The organism is Microbacterium resistens (assembly GCF_031456305.1).
In the GTDB taxonomy this organism is placed as follows: Bacteria; Actinomycetota; Actinomycetes; order Actinomycetales; family Microbacteriaceae; genus Microbacterium; species Microbacterium resistens_A.
Genome location: NZ_JAVDUM010000003.1, coordinates 66,296 through 88,598 on the forward strand (window position 1 = coordinate 66,296; position 22,303 = coordinate 88,598).

20 protein-coding genes are annotated in these 22,303 nt (G+C 69.9%); 8 read left to right on the top strand and 12 right to left on the bottom strand.

Features of this window, described 5'->3' with window-relative positions:
- Positions 1 to 234 precede the first annotated feature (234 nt).
- From J2Y69_RS04200 to J2Y69_RS04240, 9 genes are all read right to left on the bottom strand, one after another.
- Positions 235 to 807 carry a GNAT family N-acetyltransferase gene (locus tag J2Y69_RS04200; RefSeq protein ID WP_310017888.1) on the bottom strand — a complete coding sequence of 191 codons (573 nt, stop codon included), beginning with the start codon at positions 805 to 807 and terminating at the stop codon, positions 235 to 237.
- A 40-nt stretch (positions 808 to 847) separates the two neighbouring features.
- Positions 848 to 1,852, bottom strand: coding sequence for a tryptophan--tRNA ligase (gene trpS, locus J2Y69_RS04205; RefSeq protein ID WP_310017891.1), 1,005 nt, complete (start codon positions 1,850 to 1,852; stop codon positions 848 to 850).
- 58 nt (positions 1,853 to 1,910) lie between these two features.
- A complete protein-coding gene (locus J2Y69_RS04210) occupies positions 1,911 to 2,750 on the bottom strand; it encodes an exodeoxyribonuclease III (protein WP_310017892.1) in 840 nt (279 codons plus the stop codon).
- Positions 2,751 to 2,830: 80 nt separating this feature from the next.
- Positions 2,831 to 4,042: a YihY/virulence factor BrkB family protein gene (locus J2Y69_RS04215; RefSeq protein ID WP_310017895.1), complete on the bottom strand. Its 1,212-nt coding sequence runs from the start codon at positions 4,040 to 4,042 to the stop codon at positions 2,831 to 2,833.
- Positions 4,043 to 4,121: 79 nt separating this feature from the next.
- The gene (locus tag J2Y69_RS04220; protein ID WP_310017897.1) at positions 4,122 to 4,901 is read right to left on the bottom strand and encodes a succinate dehydrogenase iron-sulfur subunit; all 780 of its coding nucleotides are present in this window, start codon (positions 4,899 to 4,901) and stop codon (positions 4,122 to 4,124) included.
- Positions 4,901 to 6,727 carry a succinate dehydrogenase flavoprotein subunit gene (gene sdhA, locus J2Y69_RS04225; RefSeq protein WP_310017899.1) on the bottom strand — a complete coding sequence of 609 codons (1,827 nt, stop codon included), beginning with the start codon at positions 6,725 to 6,727 and terminating at the stop codon, positions 4,901 to 4,903. Before sdhA ends, J2Y69_RS04220 begins: the two co-directional genes overlap by 1 nt.
- A gap of 32 nt (positions 6,728 to 6,759) precedes the next feature.
- The gene (locus J2Y69_RS04230) at positions 6,760 to 7,203 is read right to left on the bottom strand and encodes a succinate dehydrogenase hydrophobic membrane anchor subunit (protein WP_310017901.1); all 444 of its coding nucleotides are present in this window, start codon (positions 7,201 to 7,203) and stop codon (positions 6,760 to 6,762) included.
- A complete protein-coding gene (gene sdhC, locus J2Y69_RS04235) occupies positions 7,203 to 7,631 on the bottom strand; it encodes a succinate dehydrogenase, cytochrome b556 subunit (RefSeq protein ID WP_310017903.1) in 429 nt (142 codons plus the stop codon). The genes J2Y69_RS04230 and sdhC overlap by 1 nt, the downstream gene beginning before the upstream one ends.
- Positions 7,632 to 8,123: 492 nt before the next feature.
- Positions 8,124 to 9,113, bottom strand: coding sequence for an endonuclease domain-containing protein (locus J2Y69_RS04240; protein WP_310017905.1), 990 nt, complete (start codon positions 9,111 to 9,113; stop codon positions 8,124 to 8,126).
- A gap of 318 nt (positions 9,114 to 9,431) precedes the next feature.
- On the opposite strand from J2Y69_RS04240, the gene J2Y69_RS04245 reads away from it, so the two are divergent.
- From J2Y69_RS04245 to J2Y69_RS04280, 8 genes are all read left to right on the top strand, one after another.
- Positions 9,432 to 10,547, top strand: coding sequence for a mannose-1-phosphate guanylyltransferase (locus J2Y69_RS04245; protein ID WP_310017908.1), 1,116 nt, complete (start codon positions 9,432 to 9,434; stop codon positions 10,545 to 10,547).
- A gap of 177 nt (positions 10,548 to 10,724) precedes the next feature.
- A complete protein-coding gene (locus J2Y69_RS04250) occupies positions 10,725 to 11,816 on the top strand; it encodes a BMP family protein (protein WP_396653041.1) in 1,092 nt (363 codons plus the stop codon).
- A gap of 99 nt (positions 11,817 to 11,915) precedes the next feature.
- Entirely contained in the window at positions 11,916 to 13,514 is a 1,599-nt protein-coding gene (locus tag J2Y69_RS04255; protein ID WP_310017912.1) for an ABC transporter ATP-binding protein, read from the top strand.
- A complete protein-coding gene (locus J2Y69_RS04260) occupies positions 13,511 to 14,785 on the top strand; it encodes an ABC transporter permease (protein ID WP_310017914.1) in 1,275 nt (424 codons plus the stop codon). Before J2Y69_RS04255 ends, J2Y69_RS04260 begins: the two co-directional genes overlap by 4 nt.
- The gene (locus J2Y69_RS04265; protein ID WP_310017916.1) at positions 14,782 to 16,059 is read left to right on the top strand and encodes an ABC transporter permease; all 1,278 of its coding nucleotides are present in this window, start codon (positions 14,782 to 14,784) and stop codon (positions 16,057 to 16,059) included. Before J2Y69_RS04260 ends, J2Y69_RS04265 begins: the two co-directional genes overlap by 4 nt.
- 7 nt (positions 16,060 to 16,066) lie before the next feature.
- Positions 16,067 to 16,465, top strand: coding sequence for a cytidine deaminase (locus J2Y69_RS04270; RefSeq protein WP_310017918.1), 399 nt, complete (start codon positions 16,067 to 16,069; stop codon positions 16,463 to 16,465).
- The gene (locus J2Y69_RS04275) at positions 16,462 to 17,757 is read left to right on the top strand and encodes a thymidine phosphorylase (protein ID WP_310017919.1); all 1,296 of its coding nucleotides are present in this window, start codon (positions 16,462 to 16,464) and stop codon (positions 17,755 to 17,757) included. The genes J2Y69_RS04270 and J2Y69_RS04275 overlap by 4 nt, the downstream gene beginning before the upstream one ends.
- Positions 17,758 to 17,819: 62 nt before the next feature.
- On the top strand, positions 17,820 to 18,935 hold the full coding sequence (locus J2Y69_RS04280; protein ID WP_310017921.1) for an adenosine deaminase: 1,116 nt from the start codon (positions 17,820 to 17,822) through the stop codon (positions 18,933 to 18,935).
- A 75-nt stretch (positions 18,936 to 19,010) separates the two neighbouring features.
- Here J2Y69_RS04280 and J2Y69_RS04285 read toward each other — a convergent pair whose 3' ends face one another.
- Genes J2Y69_RS04285 through J2Y69_RS04295 form a run of 3 tightly spaced genes read right to left on the bottom strand, consistent with a single transcriptional unit; the run spans position 19,011 to position 22,242 of the window.
- Entirely contained in the window at positions 19,011 to 19,955 is a 945-nt protein-coding gene (locus J2Y69_RS04285) for an SDR family oxidoreductase (protein WP_310017923.1), read from the bottom strand.
- Complete coding sequence (locus tag J2Y69_RS04290) at positions 19,952 to 20,941, bottom strand: bile acid:sodium symporter family protein (protein WP_310017925.1); 990 nt, start codon at positions 20,939 to 20,941, stop codon at positions 19,952 to 19,954. Before J2Y69_RS04290 ends, J2Y69_RS04285 begins: the two co-directional genes overlap by 4 nt.
- Positions 20,938 to 22,242 carry a flavin-containing monooxygenase gene (locus tag J2Y69_RS04295; RefSeq protein WP_310017927.1) on the bottom strand — a complete coding sequence of 435 codons (1,305 nt, stop codon included), beginning with the start codon at positions 22,240 to 22,242 and terminating at the stop codon, positions 20,938 to 20,940. The genes J2Y69_RS04290 and J2Y69_RS04295 overlap by 4 nt, the downstream gene beginning before the upstream one ends.
- Positions 22,243 to 22,303: the final 61 nt, after the last annotated feature.

The window sequence follows — 22,303 nt, forward strand, 5'->3', positions numbered from 1 at the left end:
CTGCCACTCGGCATCGACATCGGCACCGTCGTCTCCCGCCCACGCTGCCGTTCCCCGCACGCGCTGTCGCTCTCTGTTGAGGCTGCGGTCTTGTGGCGACGCTGCGGTTCCCTGCTTGCGCTGCTCGGTTCCCTGCACGAGCTGCGGTTTCCTGCCGGCGCTGCGCCGATTTGCGCCGCGCGTGCAGGGAAGGGCAGCGCGAGGTCGCCCAAGGAGGGGCAGGGTCGGGCGGGCTCAGCCGTCGAGCGGGATCGGCCAGGCGACCGGCGTGCGGTCGTCGGTGCGGAGGAGTCCGGCGAACCATCCGTCGTCCCGGCCGCGCGGCGAGGTGAGCGCCTGGCGAAGCGTCCCCTCGAAGCGGAAGCCGAGCGCGCGAGCCGAACGGGCCGAGGGGATGTTGCCGACGACGGCGCGCCAGCCGATGCGGGCAAGGCCCAGATCGGCGAACGCCCAGTCGAGCACCTTCGTCGCGGCCTCGGTGAGGAGGCCACGGCCTCGGGCCGACGCGATCATCCAGTAGCCGAGCTCCGCGTCCCCGCCCGAGGAGTGCGCCGCGATGTCGTGCAGGCCGATGCAGCCGACCAGCCTGTCCTCCGCGAAGATGCCCCACACGGTCTCGACGTCCGTCGCCCACCACTGCGCGACCTGCGCGACGAAACCCACGGCGTCCTCGCGGGAGTATGGGCTCGGGACGGTCGTCCAGCGGGGGATCTCCGGATCCTGGCACGCCGCGGTGATCGCGTCGACGTCCGCGGCCGTCGGGGCGCGCAGGATCAGGCGGTCGGTGGTGAGTACGACGGGCTGCATCCCGACAGCCTAGGCGACGGCGTGCACCCGCTTGCGCGGCTCAGACGCGGCGGAGGAGGCCGACCTTGTCGTAGACGTCGGCGAGGGTGGCATCGGCGACCTCGTCCGCGCGTGCGGCGTTCGCGGCCAGGATGCGGTCGAGCTCGGCGGGATCCGACAGCAGCTCCGTCGCCCGCTCGCGCACCGGTCCGAACTCGGCGACCACGATCTCGGCCAGCCCCTTCTTGAAGTCGCCGTAGCCGCGGCCCGCATACTCGTCCTCGATCGAGGCGACCTGGCGCCCGGTGAGCGCGGCATAGATCGTCAGCAGATTGGAGACGCCGGGCTTGCTCTCGCGGTCGTAGCGGACCGAGCCCTCGTTGTCGGTCACCGCGCGCATGACCTTCTTCGCCGAGGCCGCGGGGTCGTCGAGGAGCCACAGGACCCCCGCGTCGCTCTCGGCCGACTTGGACATCTTCGCGGTGGGGTTCTGCAGGTCGTAGATGCGGGCGGTGTCCTTCTGGATCACCGGCAGCGGCACCGTGAAGGTCTCGCCGAAGCGGGAGTTGAAGCGCTCGGCGAGGTCGCGGGTGAGCTCGACGTGCTGCTTTTGATCATCACCCACGGGCACGATCTCGGTCTGGTAGAGCAGGATGTCCGCGGCCATCAGCACGGGGTAGGTGAACAGGCCCACCGAGGTGGCGTCCGCGCCGTACCGCGACGACTTGTCCTTGAACTGCGTCATCCGCCCCGCCTCGCCGAAGCCGGTGATGGTGCTGAGGATCCAGGCGAGCTCGGCGTGCGCGCGGACATGGGACTGCACGTACAGCGTGGACTGCGAGGGCTCGATGCCTGCGGCGATGTACTGCGCGGCCGTGCGGCGCGTCTTCTCGCGGAGCTCGGCCGGGTCCTGTGCCACGGTGAGCGCGTGCAGATCGACCACCGAGAAGAACGCGTCGTAGGAGCCCTGCAGCTCCCGCCACTGCAGAAGCGCCCCGATGTAGTTGCCGGCCTGGAGGGAGTCGGCGGAGGGCTGCATTCCTGAGTAGAGGCGAGGCTTCGTCACAGGTCAATCCTATGGGTGCCCGAGGGCGGCGATGCCGTCGCGCCGCGAGGGCGGGGCGTCAGTAGGCGTAGTCCACGACGACCGGTGCGTGGTCGCTCCACCGCTCGGCGTAGGTCGCCGCCCGCGCGACGTGATAGCCGCCCGCGAGCGCCGCCAGCGCCGGGGTCGCCAGGTGGTAGTCGATGCGCCAGCCGCTGTCGTTGTCGAAGGCCTGACCGCGCATGGTCCACCAGGTGTACGGCCCTTCGACCTCGCCGTGGGTCGCGCGGCCGACGTCGATCCAGCCGAGTCCCGGACCCGTGGTGCCGTCGACACCGGTGATCGTCTCACCCGACGCGCCGAGGAGGCGGTCGAAGTACGCGCGCTCGCGGGGGAGGAACCCGGCCTTCGTCCGGTTGCCCCGCCAGTTCTTGATGTCGAGCTCGCGGTGGCCGACGTTGAGGTCTCCGGTGACCAGTGCGAGGGCGTCGTCGTCGGCGAGCTCGCCCATCCGCGTCGTCATCGCGTCGAGGAACTTCCACTTCTCGTCCTGCTTCGGGGTGTCGGCCTCGCCGCTGTGCACATAGGCGCTCACCACCGTCAGCGGCGTGTCGCCGAGCAGGAAGTCGGCCTCGAGCCAGCGACCCTTGGAGTCGAAGTCGTCGGCGCCCAGCGCCGTGCGTGAGGTGAGGGCGGGCTCGCGGCTGACCACCGCGACCCCGGCACGCCCCTTGGCGGTCGCCTCGTCGTGCAGGATCGACCATCCGGGGAAGGCAGCCTCGAGATGCTCGTCCTGTGCGCGCACCTCCTGCACGGTGAGCACGTCGACGCCCGCGGTGTCGAGCCACCCGTGCATCCCGTTGCGCACGGCGGCACGGATCCCGTTGACGTTGACAGAGGCGACGCGCAGATGAGGCATGGATCCAGCGTATCGACGGCCACCGACATCGAGGTGCCGGGATCGCGCACGCTACAAGCGCAGACCACGGGCGTGAGCTTTCAGCGCACGTCCCTGGGTGCCGGGCCCATGCCGGCGGAGTCGCCCGAGGTCAGCGCCGTCAGCTCGTCCCAGGCCTCCTGGACCTCGTGCTGTACGCCGCGCCGACGCCACCACGGTGCGTTCCTGCGCGCGGAGACCGCCGCCCGCAGCCGTTCCTGGGCCGTCTCGACCCGGATGCGATGCTCCTGGGCGCGGAGCTCCTCGGGGGTGAGGGGGACGTCGTCGTCGACCGCGGCGACGGCGACCCAGGACGAGGCGACGAGGAGGACGACGCCCACCAGCCGGAACCACAGCAGGAGACCGACGAAGATCGCGAACGTGGCCAGCAGCGGGTTCGACGGCGTGTGGCTGAGGAGCAGCCCTGCACCGATCTGGAGCACCGTCAGGGCGCCGCCGCCGATCATCGCGCCGGGGAGGATCCCACGGAGCGGGATCGATATCCCCACGAGGAAGCGCAGGAGGACGCCGATCGCGATCGAGAAGACGGCGAAGGAGATCGCGATCGACCCGAGCTGCGCGCTCAGGGTGTACCAGGCCGACGCGGTGTCCCAGGAGAACAGGTCGAAGACGATGCCGATCGCCCAGGTGCCGGTCGAGACGAGCGCGGATCCGACGACCAGCAGGACGGCGAAGACGACCGCAGCCACGAGGTCCCTGGCCTTCAGCAGGAGGTAGTTCCGTCGATCGGGCGGGACGCCGAGGACGTCGCGCACCGCCCGCCGTGCGAAGGTGATGAAGCCGATCGAGGTCCAGATCGCGGCGAGGAGCGCGGCGATTCCGGTGGCGGCCAGCACGCCGACGCTCTGCTCGGTGATCTGGGTCACCTGTGCGGTGGTGAACAGCCCGCCGTCGTCGGCGATGAGCCCGGGGATGTAGTCGTTGATCATGCCGATCAGACGCTGCACCGCGTCCGGGCTTCCGCCCAGCCAGAGCCCGGCTCCGGCGAAGGAGACGTAGATCAGCGCGAACATGCTGAACAGCGCCTGGTAGCTCACTCCGGCGGCGAGGAGGAACCCGTTGTGCTGCAGGAAGTGCCGCCACACGCGGATGGGGAACCACGCGAGCGTCCGGCGGGTGATCTGCACCGCACGGCCCAGCGGCGCCTCCCACTGCGTGAGCGGTGCGGGGAGGGCGTGGAGCGCTCGCGCGTCCGCGTCCGCGTCCGCCGAGGGGGCGTCGGAGACGTCCGGATCGTCGGCGCGGGTGGTCACCGTTCCAGCGTATCGATTCGTGCCGGGACGACGGAGGCGGCGGTGCCGATGCACCGCCGCCTCCGTCGAATCCGTCAGGTCAGCGTCCGCCGCGCAGGACCGCCTGTTTCACCTCGGCGATGGCCTTGGTCACCTCGATGCCTCGCGGGCAGGCCTCGGTGCAGTTGAAGGTCGTCCGGCAGCGCCACACGCCCTCCTTGTCGTTGAGGATGTCCAGACGCGCGTCTCCCGCGTCGTCGCGCGAGTCGAAGATGAAGCGGTGCGCGTTCACGATCGCAGCGGGGCCGAAGTACTGCCCGTCGGTCCAGAAGACCGGGCAGGACGAGGTGCACGCGGCGCAGAGGATGCACTTGGTCGTGTCGTCGAAGCGCTCGCGGTCGGTGATCGACTGCACCCGCTCCTTGCCCTTCTCCGGCGTGGAGCTGGCGATGAGGAACGGCTGGACCTCGCGGTAGGAGGCGAAGAACGGCTCCATGTCCACGACGAGGTCCTTCTCCAGCGGCAGGCCCTTGATGGCCTCGACGTAGATCGGCTTGGAGATGTCCAGGTCCTTGATCAGCGTCTTGCAGGCGAGGCGGTTGCGGCCGTTGATGCGCATCGCATCGGACCCGCAGATGCCGTGGGCACAGGAGCGGCGGAACGTGAGGGACCCGTCGACCTCCCACTTGATCTTGTGCAGCGCGTCGAGCACCCGGTCGGTCGAGTACATCTCGACGTCGTAGTCGACCCAGTGCGGCTCGGCATCGACCTCGGGGTCGAAGCGCCGGATGATGAACGTGACCAGGTACGACTGCACGCCGTTGTCGTCGTCGGCCTGCAGGTCGGCGATGGCGTCCGGATCGACGAGGGCGGTGGACATCAGTACTTCCTCTCCATCGGCGGGTAGTTGAACTCGCCCTGCTCGTTCTTCGTGAAGACGACCGGTTTCCAGTCCAGCCGGATGTGGTCGGTCGCGTCGGAGGAGTGCGGATCGCCGACGAGATAGGCCATCGTGTGCTGCATGAAGTTCTCGTCGTCGCGCTTCGGGTAGTCGTCGCGCATGTGCCCGCCGCGGCTCTCGTTGCGGTTGCGGGCGGCGTAGACGACGACCTCGGCGATGTCGAGGAGGAAGCCGAGCTCGACCGCCTCGAGCAGGTCGGTGTTGAAGCGGCGGCCCTTGTCGTCGACGTGGATGTTCTTGAAGCGCTCGCGCAGCTCCTCGATGACGCCGAGGACGTGGGTCAGCGACTCCTCGGTGCGGAACACCTGGGCTCCGCGGTCCATCTCCTCCTGGAGCTTCTTGCGCAGGACCGCGATCCGCTCGGTGCCGGTGCCGGTGCGCAGGCCCTCGAGCATCTCGCGCACCTCCTTCGCCGGGTCCTCGGGGAGGGGCTGGAACTCGGCGGTCTTGACGTACTCGACCGCGTTGCGGCCCGCGCGCTTGCCGAAGACGTTGATGTCCAGCAGCGAGTTGGTGCCGAGGCGGTTCGCGCCGTGCACCGAGACGCAGGCGCACTCGCCGGCGGCGTAGAGCCCGGCGACCACCGTGGTGTTGTCGGCCAGGACCTCGGCGGCGTTGTTGGTGGGGATGCCGCCCATCGCGTAGTGCGCGGTCGGCATGACCGGGACCGGCTCGACCACCGGGTCCACGCCCAGGTAGGTGCGGGCGAACTCGGTGATGTCGGGGAGCTTGGTCTCCAGGACCTCCGCGCCGAGGTGGGTGCAGTCCAGGAGCACGTAGTCCTTGTGCGGGCCGGCGCCGCGGCCTTCCGCGACCTCCTGCACCATGCAGCGGGCGACGATGTCGCGCGGCGCGAGGTCCTTGATCGTCGGGGCATAGCGTTCCATGAACCGCTCGCCGGAGGCGTTGCGGAGGATCGCGCCCTCGCCGCGGGCGCCCTCTGTGAGGAGGATGCCGAGACCGGCGAGGCCCGTCGGGTGGAACTGGAAGAACTCCAGGTCCTCGAGCGGCAGGCCCTTGCGCCAGACGATGCCGACGCCGTCCCCGGTGAGCGTGTGCGCGTTCGAGGTGGTCTTGAAGACCTTGCCGAAGCCGCCGGTGGCGAAGATGACGGCCTTGGCGTGGAAGACGTGCAGCTCGCCGGTGGCGAGCTCGTATGCGACGACGCCGGCGATGCCGGGCTTGCCCTCGTCGTCCTGAACGGTGATGAGATCAAGGACGTAGAACTCGTTGAAGAAGTTGATGCCGAGCTTGACGCAGTTCTGGAACAGCGTCTGCAGGATCATGTGGCCGGTGCGGTCGGCGGCGTAGCAGGCGCGGCGGACCGGGGTCTTCCCGTGCTCGGCCGTGTGGCCGCCGAAGCGGCGCTGGTCGATCTTGCCCTCGGGCGTGCGGTTGAACGGCAGGCCCATGTTCTCCAGGTCGATGACCGCGTCGATGGCCTCCTTGGCGAGGATCTCCGCCGCGTCCTGGTCGACGAGGTAGTCGCCGCCCTTGACGGTGTCGAAGGTGTGCCACTCCCAGGAGTCCTCTTCGACGTTGGCGAGGGCCGCCGCCATGCCGCCCTGCGCCGCACCGGTGTGCGAGCGCGTGGGGTAGAGCTTGGAGATGACGGCGGTCTTCGCGCCGGGGCCGGCCTCGATCGCCGCGCGCATGCCCGCGCCGCCGGCGCCGACGATGACGATGTCGAACTGGTGGTGGTGCACCCCGCCCTTGACGACGGAATCCTGAGTCTGCGTGGTCACTCTCGTATGCCTCTATCTGTCTCTTGCGACGCTCAGTTGCCCATGGCCTGGCAGGCCGCCCACATCGTGCCGTCCTCGAAGACGCCGTTGCACGGGTCGAAGGTGAACACCACGAGGGTGCCGAGGATGATCAGAAGTGCGGCCGCGAGGCCCAGCGCCCAGACGAGCGCGGTGCGCACGGTCGGGCGGGTGACGTAGTCGTTCACGACGGTGCGCATGCCGTTGGCGCCGTGGATGAGCGCGAGCCAGAGCATGAGGACGTCCCACCACTGCCAGAACGGCGAGGCGAACTTGCCCGCGACGAACGCGAAGTCCAGCGCGTGGATGCCCTCGCCGAGCATGAGGTTGACGAACAGGTGGCCGAAGATCAGCACCACGAGCAGCACGCCGGAGGCGCGCATGAACACCCAGCCCCACTTCTCGAGGTTGACGCCGCGCTGACGGCGGGGGGCGACGAGCTGTGCCTGCGCGGACATCAGTGCGATCCTCCCGAGAAGACGTTGATGAGGTGCCGCGGCACGAAGCCGGCCAGGAGCACCAGCCAGACGCCGATGACGCACCAGAACATCTGCCGCTGGTAGCGGGCGCCCTTGGACCACAGGTCGACCAGGATGATGCGCAGGCCGTTGAGCGCGTGGAACGCGATCGCCGCGACCAGCACCACCTCGCCCACGCCCATCAGGGGGTTCTTGTAGGTGCCCAGCACCGCGTTGTACGCCTCGGGGGAGACGCGGATCAGTGCCGTGTCGAGCACGTGCACCAGAAGGAAGAAGAAGATGGCGATCCCGGTGATGCGGTGAAGCACCCACGACCACATGCCCTCGCGTCCGCGGTACAGCGTTCCGCGGGGGGTCTTGGACGTGGTTTCCGAAATCGACGGTGTCAAGCGAGTGCCTGCGGACACGGTCGTCCTCCCTGGTCGAAGCGAGGTCGGTGCGCGCCTCTGGGCACGCCCGATCGCTTCCATCCTATTGCTGTCAGGAAGCTGGGAGCGACGAAGGTCACCCTTATCAACGGTTCCGCGGCGGGTTTGCGTGTGGGGACGGCCGCGCGCGCTTTCTGCCCCGCCGTGGCAGTTCTTGTGGGTTGGGAGGGCGCTCAACCCACCGTTCTTGCCCCGCCGTGGCAGGAACGGTCCGGCTCGGGGCTCTCGGAGCGTTCATGCTTCTCGGACGCCGGGCAACCCGCAAGAACTGCCCCGCCGTGGCAGTTCTTGCGGGTTGGAGAGCATGTCAACCCACAATTTGTGCCACGGCGGGGCAGTTCGTGCGAGCGAGGGACCCGGGTCGAGCGTTCGGGACGAGGGCGACGCGTACGTAAGGACGGCGACGCGCACGTAAGGACGGCGACGCGCGGGAGAGGCAGCGTGCGAGGGAGGAAAGGCGGCGGCCGCAGCCTAGGGGTGCCAGCCCCGACCGCGGAGCGCGTCCGCGACCATGGCGACGGCACGGGACGGCGTCGATCTGATGTGGCTGGAGGTCAGCCGGATGACCTCCCACCCCTCGGCGGCGTACGCGTTGTACTTCTGGATGTCCCGGTTCCACTGGGTCCGCGAGGTCCGGTGATGATCCCCTTCGACCTCGACGACGAGGCGATACTCCGCGAACGCGAACTCAGAGATCCCGAGCAGGCGCCCCTCCGCGTCACGGATCTCCACGTCCAGGGCAGGGGCGGGGAGAGGGGACTCCGCGGCATCGAGGCGGAACTCGGTCTCGAGCGGTGAGGAGCTTCCCACCACGATCTCGTCGAGGGCGGCGCGGAGCCGCGCGCGTCCGGGGCGAGGCCCCGCGTCCACCGCGGCACGGAGCTGGCCGATGGTCCCGTGGGCGTGCTCGGGCCGAGGCGTCCCCGTCCGATCCCTCGGGATCCGGGCGATCGCATCGCCGATCACGACGAGATCGCGGATCGTGCACTCCATCCCGAGCATCGCCCAGGCCGAGGCGGGGCTGGCGAGCATGAGGCCGTCCCGGTTCTGGACCCTCACGAGCCTCGGCTTGATCTTGCGCCCGCGGACTCCCCGTCGTCTCGGTGCGCGTCGGGGCGCGCGGACGGCGATGTCGAGCTCGCGGCCATGGGCGACGGGGAGCCCGTGCAGGACCGCGGCGGTGCGTCCGGCGAAGAACGCGTGCGCCTCCATGATCTGCGCGTAGCCGCGGGCCAGCCGTTCGATCCGCCGACGCTCGGCACGGTCGCGCCACCCCGGGTCTTCTTCATCCTGCTGGTCGGCGTGGTCGAGCGGGCGTGCCGCCGTGATCCGCACGCCGCGGAACGGCGCATCGAGATCGAGCGCACGGAGGCGGGCGGGCGAGGCCCCTTCCCGAAGCGCCTCCGCGACGGAGAAGGCGACGCCGAGTCCTTTCGGCAGGGGGAGCGGCGGGTTCGGCATGTCTCCACCTTCATCGTGCCGGGCGTTCAGGTGTGCGGCCTCGGCGGGTTCGGTGGATATGTCGAACCACAGACCTGTGGTGCAGGGGAGATGGGCGGCGCGGTTTGGCCGAACAGTTTCTGCCCCGCCGTGGCAGTTCTTGCGGGTTCAGCCCCTCGCCAACCCACAAGAAGTGCCACGGCGGGGCAGTTCGTGCGGGGCAAGGCCAGCCACGGCGGGGCAAGCCAACAGGGTGGGCCACGTACCGGGCGGGCGGCAGGCACCGAGGGCGGGGGACGCTCCCGGCCCACGGCGAGGAGCGCTGTATAGGGTGGGCGCATGCGCGATCCGATCAAGGACTTCTATGCCGTCATCCCCGCCGGAGGCATCGGAAGCCGGCTGTGGCCGCTGTCCCGTGCGGACGCGCCGAAGTTCCTGCACGACCTGACCGGCTCGGGGCAGTCGCTCCTCCGCGACACCTGGGATCGACTGGAGCCGCTGACCGGTCACGACCGGATCGCGGTCGTGACCGGGCGCGCCCACCGGGCCGCCGTCGAGGCGCAGCTGCCGGGGATCCCGGACGCGAACGTCATCCTGGAGTCCGAGCCGCGCGAGTCCGCTGCGGCGATCGGGCTGGCCGCCGCGATCCTGCACCGGCGCGACCCCGACGTGATCATCGGCTCGTTCAGCGCCGACCACGTGATCCGCGGGACCCGGGTGTTCGAGTTCGCCGTGCGCGATGCGGTCGAGGTCGCCCGTCAGGGCTACATCTGCACGATCGGGATCATGCCGACCGAGCCCGCCGTCGGCTTCGGCTACATCAAGCAGGGCGCAGAGCTCATCATCGAGGGCGCGCGCGAGGCGGCGCTCGTCGAGCGTTTCGTGGAGAAGCCGGACCTCGCCACCGCCACGGAGTACGTCGCCGACCGCGCCTACCTGTGGAATGCCGGCATGTTCATCACCAAGGCCGGCGTCCTCCTGGAGGAGCTCGCCCTGCACCAGCCCGCGCTGCACGCCGGGGTCATGGAGCTCGCCGAGGCGTGGGACGACCGGGAGCGGCGGGGCCCCGCGGTGGACCGCATCTGGCCGACGCTGCCCAAGATCGCCATCGACTACGCGGTCGCCGAGCCCGCGGCCGAGCGGGGGCGTCTGGCCGTTGTGCCAGGGCACTTCGACTGGGACGACGTGGGCGACTTCGCCTCGCTCTCCAAGCTCATCACGAACGGCCGGAAGAACGACCTCGCCGTGCTCGGCCCCTCGGCGCGGGTGCTCTCGGACGCGGCCAGCGGCATCCTCGTCAGCCAGACCTCCCGCGTGATCAGCCTCGTCGGCGTGCAGGACATCGTGGTCGTCGACACCCCGGATGCCCTGCTCGTCACGACGACGAAGCACGCCCAGCGGGTGAAGGGCGTCGTCGAGTCGCTCAAGCTCACCGGGCGCGGCGACGTGCTCTGAATCCGGTATGCGCGCGGGGTTTCTGCTCATATGAGCAGTGGGTCCGCTCATATGGTTTCAGCTTGGTAACCATTGGCCTCCCGCCGCCCGGCTGAAGGTGCGGGAACGGTGTCACACTAGGTAACTTTGATCGACCCGCGATGGCCGCGGGTCCGTTCAGGGGAGGCGTGAGTGACCATCTCAACCACCAAGAAGCTGCTCGGCGCGACCGTCGTCGCAGCCGTCGCCGTCGCACTGGCCGGCTGCGGCCAGGCACCGACCGACAAGCCCGCAGGCACCGGCAAGCCCGCAGCCTCCGACTTCATGCCGTGCATCGTCTCGGACATGGGCGGCTTCGATGACAAGTCGTTCAACCAGCTCTCGTTCGAGGGCGCGACCAAGGCCGCCGACTCGCTCAGCGTGAAGCTGACCCAGGTCGAGTCCAACGCCGAGACGGACTACGCGCCGAACGTGGAGAGCCTCGTCTCTCAGGGCTGCTCCGCCATCGTCGCCGTCGGCTTCGCGCTCTCGGCCGCCACGATCGACGCCGCCAAGGCCAGCCCGGAGACGGACTTCATCCTCGTCGACGACGCCGCGGACAACGACCACGACGGCAAGGCCGATGCGCCGAACGTGAAGCCCCTGCTCTACAACACCGCCGAGGCGGCGTTCCTCGCCGGCTACCTCTCCGCGGGCTACTCGAAGACCGGCAAGGTCGGCACGTTCGGGGGCATGGAGTTCCCGACCGTCACGATCTTCATGGACGGCTTCAAGCAGGGCGTCGACTACTACAACAAGGAGAACAGCAAGACCGTCTCCGTCGTCGGCTGGGACGGCACGACCGGCTCCTTCACCGGAGGCTTCGAGGCCAACCAGGAGGCCAAGTCGGTCGCCACGAACATCCTCGACCAGGGTGTCGACGTGCTCATGCCCGTCGGCGGCCCGATCTACCAGTCGGCTCTCCAGGCGATCAAGGAGACCGGCAAGGACGTCGCGCTCGTCGGCGTCGACGCCGACCTGTTCCAGACGGACCCGACCACGGCCGACCACGTGCTGACCTCGGTCCTCAAGGGCATGGACATCTCCGCGGAGGAGGCCGTCAAGGCCAGCGCCGAGGGGAAGTTCGACGCGACGCCGTACATCGGCACCCTGGAGAACAAGGGCGTCGGCATCGCGCCGCTGCACGACTACGAGAGCAAGGTCGACGCCGCGCTCGTCAAGAAGGTCGACGACGTGAAGCAGCAGATCATCGACGGCAAGATCACCGTCACGTCCTACCTCACGAAGTAAGATCCTCGGATCACACCACGGGGGAGGTCGGCTTCGGCCGGCCTCCCCTTGTTCCGCTCTCGTCCCTGGCGCGCCGATGCGCCTGAATAGGATCGACACATGAAGCTCGAGCTGCGTGGCATCACGAAGAGATTCGGCACGCTGACGGCCAACGACCACATCGATCTCACCGTCGAACCGGGTGAGATCCACTGCCTCCTCGGCGAGAACGGCGCGGGCAAGTCCACCCTGATGAACGTCCTCTACGGCCTCTACCAGGCCGACGAGGGAGCCATCCTCATCGACGACGAGGTGCAGCGCTTCGCCGGCCCCGGCGACGCGATGGCCGCGGGCATCGGGATGGTCCACCAGCACTTCATGCTCGTGCCGGTGTTCTCGGTGGCCGAGAACGTCATGCTCGGCCATGAGCAGACGACGTTCGGCGGACGGCTCGATGTCGCCGCCGCCCGCAAGAAGGTGCGCGAGATCTCCGAGCGCTTCGGGTTCGATGTCGACCCGAACGCGATCGTCGAGGACCTGCCGGTCGGCGTGCAGCAGCGCGTGGAGATCATCAAGGCCCTGTCCCGGGACGCGAAGGTCCTCGTGTTCGACGAGCCGACCGCCGTGCTCACCCCGCAGGAGACCGATGAGCTGATGTCGACGATGCGCCAGCTCCGGGACCTCGGCACCTCCATCGTCTTCATCACCCACAAGCTGCGCGAGGTGCGGGAGGTGGCCGACAAGATCACGGTCATCCGCCTCGGCAAGGTCGTCGGCGAGGCATCGCCCACCGCCACGAACGAGGAGCTGGCCTCCCTCATGGTCGGCCGCGCCGTCGAGCTGACCGTCCACAAGGAGCAGCCCTCCCTCAACGACCGCGCGCTCGTGGTCGAGCACCTCACCGTCACGGATCCTGTGGGGACCGTGCTCGTGGACGACGCGTCGTTCGAGGTGCGAGGCGGAGAGGTGCTGGCCGTCGCCGGTGTGCAGGGGAACGGCCAGACCGAGCTCACCGAGGCCCTGGTCGGGCTCCAGGAGAAGGTCCGGGGCAGCATCCGGCTCAACGGCGAGGAGCTGGTCGGCCGCTCGGTGCGTCAGATCCTCGACAGCGGGGTCGGCTTCGTCCCCGAGGACCGCAGCGTCGACGGGCTCGTCAAGGAGTTCTCGATCTCCGAGAACCTGATGCTCGACCGCTCGGAGGGCGCGCCGTTCGTCCGTGCGGGAACCGTGCAGCAGAAGGCCCTCGAGGCGTTCGCGCGGGAGAAGATCACCGAGTTCGACATCCGGACCCAGGGGCCCAAGCAGGCCGTCGGACGCCTCTCCGGCGGAAACCAGCAGAAGGTCGTCCTGGCGCGCGAGCTCAGCAGGGAGCTGTCGCTGTTCGTCGCCGCCCAGCCGACGCGAGGCGTGGACGTCGGCTCGATCGAGTTCATCCACAAGAGGGTCATCGAGACGCGGGACGCCGGCGTCCCCGTCGTCGTCATCTCCACCGAGCTCGACGAGGTCACCGCTCTCGCGGACCGCATCCTCGTCATGTACCGCGGTCGCATCGTCGGCATCGTCCCCGGGGACACTCCGCGCGATCAGCTCGGCCTGATGATGGCGGGCGTGACCGACGCGGTCACCGTGCCCGAGGGGCCGGCCGCCCCGCACGCCGACGTGCCGTCGCCGGCCGTCGTCGTCGTCGAAGACGACCAGGTCGAGGAGGACAGGGCATGACCGCCGCGCAGACCCAGACCCCGGGCGCACCGCCCGTCCCGCCGCTCGGGGACGACGTCGCCGAGCCGTCGAAGTGGCATCTCGCCTGGCAGCGGGTGATCACGGGAAACGGCCTCGTCTCCTTCCTCGCCGTGCTCGCCGCGGTGATCGTCGGATCGATCATGATCGCGTTCACCGATCCCGAGGTCCAGGCCGCGGCCGGGTACTTCTTCCAGCGCCCCGGCGACACCTTCTCGGCGATCTGGCAGGCCGTGTCCGGTGCCTACGTCGCCCTCTTCCAGGGCTCGGTCTACAACTTCCGCGCCGACGGGTTCCTCGTGGGCATCCGCCCGCTCACCGAGACGCTCAAGTTCGCGACGCCGCTGATCGCCGCGGGCCTCGGCGTCGGCCTCGCGTTCCGCGCCGGCCTGTTCAACATCGGCGGCCAGGGCCAGATGCTCATGGCGGCCGCCGCCGCGGGCTGGGTCGCGACCTCGATGGACCTGCCCTTCCCGCTGCACATGGCGCTCGCCATCATCGCCGGCATCGTCGCCGGCGCGCTGTGGGCGGGGATCGCCGGCCTCCTCAAGGCGCGCACCGGCGCGCACGAGGTGATCGTGACGATCATGCTCAACCACGTCGCGTTCTATCTCCTGGCCTGGATGCTCGCGACGCAGGGCGTGCTGCAGGCACCGGGGTCGAACAACCCCAAGACCGCGCCGATGGCCGAGAGCGCGGTGCTGCCGCAGCTGCTCGGTCCGTCCTACAAACTGCACGTCGGCTTCATCCTCGCGCTCGTCGCCGTCGGGTTCACCTGGTGGCTGCTGGAGCGCTCGAGCCTCGGATTCCGCTTCCGCGCCGTGGGGGAGAACCCCGCGGCGGCCAAGGTCGCCGGCATCAGCGTGGGCCGGATGTACTTCCTCGTCATGGTGATCGCCGGTGCCCTGGTGGGCCTGGCCGGCGTCAGCCAGGTGCTCGGCACCGAGACCAACGGCTTCAGCGGCGGCATCGACGCCGGCATCGGCTTCGACGCGATCACGGTCGCGCTGCTCGGCCGCTCCACCCCGCTCGGGATCCTCGGCGCCGGCATCCTCTTCGGCGCGTTCAAGGCGGGCGGGTTCGCGATGCAGGCCTCGCAGCAGGTCCCGGTCGAGATCATCCTCGTCGTCCAGTCGCTGATCGTGCTCTTCATCGCCGCGCCCCCGCTCGTGCGCGCGATGTTCGGCATCCCGCAGCCCGGCAAGCCCACGCGCCGGCAACGCCGCGCCGCGAAGAAGGAGGTGTCGGCATGAGCGCATCGGTCGCAGCGCCGGAGATCGGCACGCCGCGCACGATCACGGTCGTCTCCTGGAAGACGCCGGTGATCCTCGGGATCTTCGCCATGCTCTTCGCCCTCCTGCCCCTCCTCGCCCCGCGCGAGGGCGTGAGCACCTTCCGCCTCACCGCCGGTCACGAGATCCTCGCCCTGCCCGACCTGGTGCTCCCCTCGACCGGCACGGCCTGGGTCGCGGTCGTCCTGCTGATCGTGCTCGCCGCGATCACGGTCGCGCTCGCGAGCCGTCGCCGCAGGATCCCGCTGTGGATCGTCGCGGCCTACATCGTCGTGCTCCTGGTCGGATTCCTCTCCTGGGCATCGGCCGGCGGCACGCTGCCGATGATCGGACTGCTCGCCGGCGCCCTGGCCCTCGCCACCCCGCTCATCTTCGGCGCCCTCGGCGGCGTCGTGGGGGAGCGGGCCGGCGTCGTCAACATCGCGATCGAGGGTCAGCTGCTCGCCGGCGCGTTCTGCGCCGCGATCGCTGCGAGCCTCACGGGAACGCCATGGGCGGGGCTCGTCGCGGCGATGGTCGCAGGCGTCCTCGTGGCCCTGGTGCTCGGCGTGTTCGCGATCACCTATTACGTGAACCAGGTGATCGTCGGCGTCGTGCTGAACGTGCTGGTGATCGGCCTGACCACCTTCCTGTTCCGCCAGGTACTGGCGCCGAACAAGGAGCTGCTGAACAGCCCCGTGCCGTTCACGCCGCTGCCGATCCCGCTGCTGAGCGAGATCCCGGTGCTGGGCCCGATCCTGTTCCGGCAGACCATCGTCGTCTACCTGATGTACGTGGTCGTGTTCCTCGTGTGGTGGGGGATGTACCGGACCCGCTGGGGACTGCGCCTCCGCGCGGTCGGCGAGCACCCGCAGGCCGCCGATACCGTGGGCATCAAGGTGCAGCGCACGCGCTACCTGAACCTGCTGCTCGCCGGCGCGATCGCCGGCCTCGGCGGCGCGTTCTACACGCTCGTCTCGGTGCCGTCGTTCAACCGCGAGATGACGGCGGGCGCGGGCTTCATCGCCCTGGCGGCGGTGATCTTCGGCAAGTGGGATCCGCTGAAGGCGACGTTCGCCGCCCTGCTGTTCGGGTTCGCGTCGAACCTCCAGGGCGTGCTGAGCGTCATCGGATCGCCGGTGCCCAGCCAGTTCATGCTCATGCTGCCGTACGTCGTGACGATCTTCGCGGTTGCCGGTCTCGTCGGACGCTCGCGTCCACCGGCCGCCGACGGCGAACCGTACATCAAGGCCTGAGGACGAGATGACCGACATCGACTGGGACGAGCTGCGACAGGTCGCGACCGACGCGATGGGCCGGGCCTACGCGCCGTACTCGCGCTATCGCGTCGGGGCGGCGGCCCTCGCCGACGACGGACGGATCGTCGCCGGCTGCAACGTGGAGAACGCCTCGTACGGGGTCACCCTGTGCGCGGAGTGCACCCTCGTCGGCGACCTGCACATGTCCGGCGGCGGGCGGCTGGTGGCGTTCGTCTGCGTGAACGGCGACGGCGAGACGATCATGCCGTGCGGCCGCTGCCGTCAGCTGCTGTTCGAGCACGCGATGCCCGGAATGCTCCTGGAGACCGTCTCCGGGATCCGCACGATCGACGAGGTGCTGCCCGACGCGTTCGGGCCGCGCGACCTGGAGGAAGCCCGATGACCGCCATCGAACCGTTCGACGCCGTCGACGTCATCCGTGCCAAGCGCGACGGGGGAGCAGTGGCCGAGGACGCGCTGCGCTGGATGGTGGACGCGTACACGCGCGGCTACGTCTCGGACGCGCAGATGGCCTCCTTCGCGATGGCGGTGTTCCAGCGCGGCATGCAGCGCGACGAGATCCGCGTGCTCACCGACGCGATGATCGCCACCGGCGAGCGGATGAGCTTCGCAGCCCTCGGGAAGAAGACCGTCGACAAGCACTCGACGGGCGGCGTCGGCGACAAGATCACGCTGCCGCTCGCGCCGCTGGTCGCCTCCTTCGGCATCGCGGTCCCGCAGCTCTCCGGTCGGGGGCTCGGGCACACGGGCGGAACACTCGACAAGCTGGAGTCGATCCCCGGATGGCGTGCGGCGCTGTCGAACGAGGAGATGTTCGCCCAGATGAAGGGCGACGTCGGCGCGGTCATCTGCGCGGCGGGCTCGGGGCTCGCCCCCGCCGACAAGAAGCTCTATGCGCTCCGGGACGTGACAGGGACGGTCGAGGCCATCCCGCTGATCGCGTCGAGCATCATGTCCAAGAAGATCGCTGAGGGCACCGACGCGCTGGTGCTGGACGTGAAGTTCGGCTCCGGGGCCTTCATGCAGGACATCGACCGAGCGCGGGAGCTGGCGCGGACGATGGTCGCGCTCGGCACGGACTCCGGCGTCTCTACGACCGCGCTGCTGACCGACATGAACGTCCCGCTCGGGCTCGCGATCGGCAACGCCAACGAGGTCAGGGAGTCGGTGGAGGTGCTCGCCGGCGGCGGGCCCGCCGACGTGCGCGAGCTGACGATCGCCCTCGCCAGGGAGATGCTCGCGCTCGGTGGTCTGCCGGACGCGGACGTGGAGGGCGCGCTGGACGGCGGGCGCGCGATGGACGTCTGGAACGCGATGATCCGTGCGCAGGACGGCGACCCGGAGGCCCCCCTCCCGACGGCGCGCGAGACGCACGCGGTCACCGCCGACGCGGACGGCTTCGTGACGCGGATGGACGCGCTGCCCTTCGGCGTCGCCGCCTGGCGTCTCGGCGCCGGCCGTGCGCGGGCCGAGGACGCCGTCGTGCACGAGGCGGGCATCGATCTCCGCGTGAAGCCGGGCGACCGGGTCAAGGCGGGGGACGTGCTCTTCACGCTCTCGGCGCAGGACGACGCGCGGTTCCCGCGGGCGCTCGAGGCGCTCGCCGGATCGTGGTCGATCGGCGCCGAGGCGCCGGAGGCCGCGCCACTCGTGCGGGAGCGGATCACCGCATAGGCTGATCCCGGGCCGCTCCGCGTTCCCGTCCGTCTCTCACCCCCTGACCGAGAGGGTCCGATATGTCGATCGACGCGAACGGCGATGTCACCATTGAGGGCATCTCCCTGCGGAGCCTGCCGAAGGTCTCGCTGCACGACCACCTCGACGGCGCGCTGCGCCCGTCGACCGTGATCGAGCTGGCCGACGCGATCGGCCTCACGCCGCCGGCCGCGGACCCTGCCGCCCTCGGCGCCTGGTTCTCCGCGCAGAGCGACTCCGGATCGCTGGTGGAGTACCTGAAGACCTTTGATGCCACGGTCTCGGTCATGCAGACCGCCGAGGGACTGCAGCGCGTGGCCCGCGAGTTCGTCGAGGACCTGGCGGACGACGGCGTCATCTACGGCGAAGTGCGCTGGGCGCCCGAGCAGCACCTCTCCGCCGGGCTCAGCCTGGAGCAGGCCGTGGCGGCGGTCCAGCTCGGCATCGAGGAGGGCGAGGACGCGGTGGACCGTACGGGGCGCAGCATCCGCGTGGGGCAGCTCCTGGCCGCGATGAGGCACACCGACCGCTCCCGCGAGATCGCCGAGCTTGCCGTGTCCTTCCGTGGTCGCGGCGTCGTGGGCTTCGACATCGCGGGTCCGGAGGACGGGTTCCCCGCCTCCCAGCACCGCGCGGCGTTCGACTACCTCGCCGACCACCTCTTCCCGGTGACCGTGCACGCCGGCGAGGCAGCGGGGGTCGACTCGATCCGCTCCGCGCTCATCGACGGACGGGCCCTCCGGCTCGGCCACGGCGTGCGCATCGCCGAGGACCTCCAGATCATGGGACGCGACGGCGAGGAGGTCCAGGTGAGGTTCGGCGACGTGTCGCGCTGGGTCCGCGACCGTGAGATCCCGCTCGAGCTCTCGCCCTCGTCGAACCTGCAGACCGGCGCGGTGTCGGCCTGGGGGACGGAGCTCGCCGACCATCCGTTCGACCTGCTCTACCAGCTCGGCTTCGCGGTGACCGTGAACGTCGACAACCGCACGATGAGCGCCACATCGCTCACGCGCGAGCTGGCGCTGCTGGTCGATGCCTTCGGCTACGACCTGGAGGACCTCGAGTCCTTCCAGTTCAACGCCGCCTCCGGCGCCTTCCTCCCCGTGGAGGAGCGCGAGGAGCTGGTCGAGATGATCGCCGAGGGCTTCGACTCCTAGCCACCCAGGACGGCGCAGCGCCGGGTTCGCACTGCGCCGGTTCGCGCAGCGTCGGATAGCGCAGCGCCGAGCGGTCTAGCGGGCGACGCCAGGGTGCGTGCGCAGGTACTCCTCGAAGGCCTCCCGGGTCGTCATCGCGGGGACGATGCCGAACTCGCGGATCAGACGATCGTTGGCCAGCACGGGCCGATACCGCAGGAAGCGCACCTTCTCCGGGCCGTGCTCGGTGAGATGCAGCGCATGGCCGATGCGGAGGGCGAGGCTCAGGAGTCCCGCGGGCACCGTGAGCAGCGGCTTGCGCAGACGCCGTGCGATCTCCGGCACGCCCATCGCGCCACTGCCCGCCACGTTGTAGACCCCGGCGGGGCCGCCGGTCGCGGCGTACGCGAAGGCGCGGGCGACGTCGTCGACCCAGACGAAGACGAAGGGCGAGTCGGATCCCGCGATCCGCAGGATCCGCCGGCCGTCCCAGAGCGCGGTGATCTGGTTCTGCACCGCGGGGCCCAGGATCGTCCCGATCCGGAAGACCACCTGTTCCAGCTCGGGATGCTCGCGCCGGGCCTCGGCGAGCATCTCCTCGACGAGCCGTTTGTGCCGGGAGTAGGGGAACTCGTCGTTGCCCCGCAGCGGTGTCGTCTCGTCGATCCACTCCGGACTGTCGGGGTGATAGCCGTAGGCGGCTCCGGAGCTGGACACCACGAGGCGACGAACCCCCGCCTCCAGACAGGCCGCGAGCACGTTTGCCGATCCGTCGACGTCCACCCGGTACTCCAGATCGGGGTCGCGGCCCGGGTTCACGATCGCGGCGAGGTGGACCACCACGTCGATCCGGAGCCGCTCCAGGGTCGCGGCGATGCCCGCGGCGTCGGTCACGTCCAGGAGCACCGACTCCATGCCGGGCGTCTCCGCGGGACGGACGTCGCCGCTGACGACGAGCTCGACGTCCTCCCGCTCCGCGAGCATCCGCGCGACCCTGGTGCCGAGGAACCCGGCGCCGCCGGTGACGAGGACGCGCGTCATCGTGCACTGGCCTGGTCGTCCGCGGTCCCGGCGCGCTGCGCCTCCACCCGGCGGGCGTGACGAGAGGCGTCCCCGGAGGCCGAGCCGGTGCGGCGACGCGTGTGGCGGGCCCAGAGGGTCGCGACGAGGAGGCCGGCGCAGATGTCCCAGATCCCCCACCAGCCGGCGACGACCGCCATGCCCCCGAGGCCGCCGAAGAACGCGAAGACCAGCCCGAGCCCGAGGCCGGCGTTGCGGATCCCGACCTCGAACGTCATCGCCTTGCGCTCCCGCGTGCCGAGGCCGCCGAGCACCGCGGTGCCGTAGCCCAGCGCGAGGGCGACCGCGTCGTGCACGGCGACGACGAGGAGGACGGTGCCGATCACGGCGATGAAGACCGACCAGTTGCCCGCCAGCGCGCCGACGATGAAGCCGAACAGCGCGATGAGGCTGAACCAGCGCACGAAGGGCTGGACGCGTGCGGCGAGACGGGGCAGGCGGGCGCGCAGGAGCAGGCCGGCGGCGAACGGGAGCCCGACGATCAGGAGGATCTCCAGCAGCATCTGCCAGGGGCTCAGCGCCACCTCCCGCAGCAGGGTCCGTGCGGTGGGGTGGAGCGAGCCCCAGAACGCGATGCTCAACGGCATCGCCAGGATGTAGATCAGGTTGCCGACGGCGGTCATCGAGACCGACAGCGCGACGTTCCCTCCCGAGCGATGGGTGAGGACCTGGGAGATGTTGCCCGGCGGGCAGCACGCCACCAGGATCATGCCCAGCGCCATCGATGGGGTCACCGGCAGCACGAGGGTGAGGAGGAAGGTGACGACGGGAAGGAGCAGGAGCTGGGCGAGGATGCCGATCGCGAAGGGCTTCGGATGCGTCGCCACGACCCGGAAGTCCCGCGGCGCGGTGTCCAGGGCGATCCCCAGCATGATGAGCCCGAGCACGACGTTGAGGATCAGGAGCGTCCCGGGCGTGAAGCTGAGGGCGACGTCGTCGACGTTCACGAGCCGGTCCCCGCGGCGAGCGTCGCCTTCTCGGTACGAACAGCGCGCCGGTAGGCGTCCTTGTTGACGTAGTACGCCATACGGTCAAGGCCCAGGTAGCGGTATCCGCCGGAGAGGTCCGGCCACGGCATCGAGGTGACCCTGGTGCGGAACCGGGCGGCACGCGCGGGGTCGGCCTCCTCCGCGGCGAGGTAGGCGGCGATCAGCTCGGCCTGCTCGTAGCGGCCCTGCCAGCCGATGCCGCTCGCTTCGATCATCCCCATGACGTACAGCCCGTTGAACGACGGCGGGAACACGTTGAGGAAGAGCTGCGGCGACGCCCCGCTCCAGTGCAGGTGCGCCCGATCCACGAACGGGTAGTCGAGGGAGTACCCGGTGGCGAGGAGGATGAGGTCGTAGTCCCCGGACGAGCCGTCGCGGAAGTGCACGGACGAGCCGTCGAACCGCTCGACGTCGGCGCGGATGCGCAGATCGCCCTGGCCCAGGTGGTTCAGGATCAGGGTGTTCACGATCGGATGGGACTCGTAGATGCGGTAGTCGGGCTTCGGGAACCCGAAGCGCACCGGGTCCCCGGTGAAGGCCCGAAGGACCCGGGAGTCGATCGCCTGCTTGATCCGTGCGGGGAGCGGACGCCCCTGGTTGAGGGTGTCGCTCGGGCGGCCGAACAGGTAGCGCGGGACGAAGTAGTAGCCGCGCCGCACGCTCATGTCGACGGATGCCGCGTGATGGACCGCGTCCACCGCGATGTCGCAGCCGGAGTTGCCCGCGCCGATGATGAGCACCCGGCGACCTGCGAGCTGGGACGGATGCTTGTAGGCGCTGGTGTGCATGATCTCCCCGGAGAACTCCCCGGGGAAGGCGGGACGCTGGGGCTCGGCGAGCGTGCCGTTCGCGAGGATGACGCCGTCGTAGCCGTGCTCCCGTGTGCCGTCGGGGCCGGTTGCGCGCAGCGTCCAGCCGCGATCCGTCGGCGCGACCCGCTCCACTCGCGTGTCGAAGCGGAACAGGTCGCGCAGCGCGAAGGTGTCGGCGTACTGGTCGAAGTACCGCTTGAGGACCCGGTGCCCGGGGTAGTCGACGTCGGAGTCCATCGGGAACTCCGTGAACTCCGTCGTCGTCCGCGAGGAGATGAGGTGCGCGGACTCGTACATCGTGCTGCGGGGGTTGGTGATGTCCCAGAGCCCGCCCACGTCGTGCGAGGACTCGTACCCGTCCACGCTGATGCCCTGCCTCTGCAGCGCACGCGCGACGGCGAGGCCGGATGGGCCCGCGCCGATCACCGCATATGACTTCATCGTCATGCTCTCCTCCGGCGCCCCGTTCGGGTCGTGGGTGCCGCGATCCGATCGTAGTCCGGTCGGT

What these genes read in the sequence shown, in the direction of transcription:
- J2Y69_RS04285 (WP_310017923.1), bottom strand. Translation starts at nt 19,955, where the DNA reads ATGACGCGCGTCCTCGTCACCGGCGGCGCCGGGTTCCTCGGCACCAGG.
- J2Y69_RS04210 (WP_310017892.1), bottom strand. Translation starts at nt 2,750, where the DNA reads ATGCCTCATCTGCGCGTCGCCTCTGTCAACGTCAACGGGATCCGTGCC.
- J2Y69_RS04280 (WP_310017921.1), top strand. Translation starts at nt 17,820, where the DNA reads ATGTCGATCGACGCGAACGGCGATGTCACCATTGAGGGCATCTCCCTG.
- J2Y69_RS04270 (WP_310017918.1), top strand. Translation starts at nt 16,067, where the DNA reads ATGACCGACATCGACTGGGACGAGCTGCGACAGGTCGCGACCGACGCG.
- J2Y69_RS04260 (WP_310017914.1), top strand. Translation starts at nt 13,511, where the DNA reads ATGACCGCCGCGCAGACCCAGACCCCGGGCGCACCGCCCGTCCCGCCG.
- J2Y69_RS04295 (WP_310017927.1), bottom strand. Translation starts at nt 22,242, where the DNA reads ATGACGATGAAGTCATATGCGGTGATCGGCGCGGGCCCATCCGGCCTC.
- J2Y69_RS04220 (WP_310017897.1), bottom strand. Translation starts at nt 4,901, where the DNA reads ATGTCCACCGCCCTCGTCGATCCGGACGCCATCGCCGACCTGCAGGCC.
- J2Y69_RS04275 (WP_310017919.1), top strand. Translation starts at nt 16,462, where the DNA reads ATGACCGCCATCGAACCGTTCGACGCCGTCGACGTCATCCGTGCCAAG.
- J2Y69_RS04230 (WP_310017901.1), bottom strand. Translation starts at nt 7,203, where the DNA reads ATGTCCGCGCAGGCACAGCTCGTCGCCCCCCGCCGTCAGCGCGGCGTC.
- J2Y69_RS04240 (WP_310017905.1), bottom strand. Translation starts at nt 9,113, where the DNA reads ATGCCGAACCCGCCGCTCCCCCTGCCGAAAGGACTCGGCGTCGCCTTC.
- J2Y69_RS04245 (WP_310017908.1), top strand. Translation starts at nt 9,432, where the DNA reads ATGCGCGATCCGATCAAGGACTTCTATGCCGTCATCCCCGCCGGAGGC.
- J2Y69_RS04200 (WP_310017888.1), bottom strand. Translation starts at nt 807, where the DNA reads ATGCAGCCCGTCGTACTCACCACCGACCGCCTGATCCTGCGCGCCCCG.
- J2Y69_RS04255 (WP_310017912.1), top strand. Translation starts at nt 11,916, where the DNA reads ATGAAGCTCGAGCTGCGTGGCATCACGAAGAGATTCGGCACGCTGACG.
- J2Y69_RS04265 (WP_310017916.1), top strand. Translation starts at nt 14,782, where the DNA reads ATGAGCGCATCGGTCGCAGCGCCGGAGATCGGCACGCCGCGCACGATC.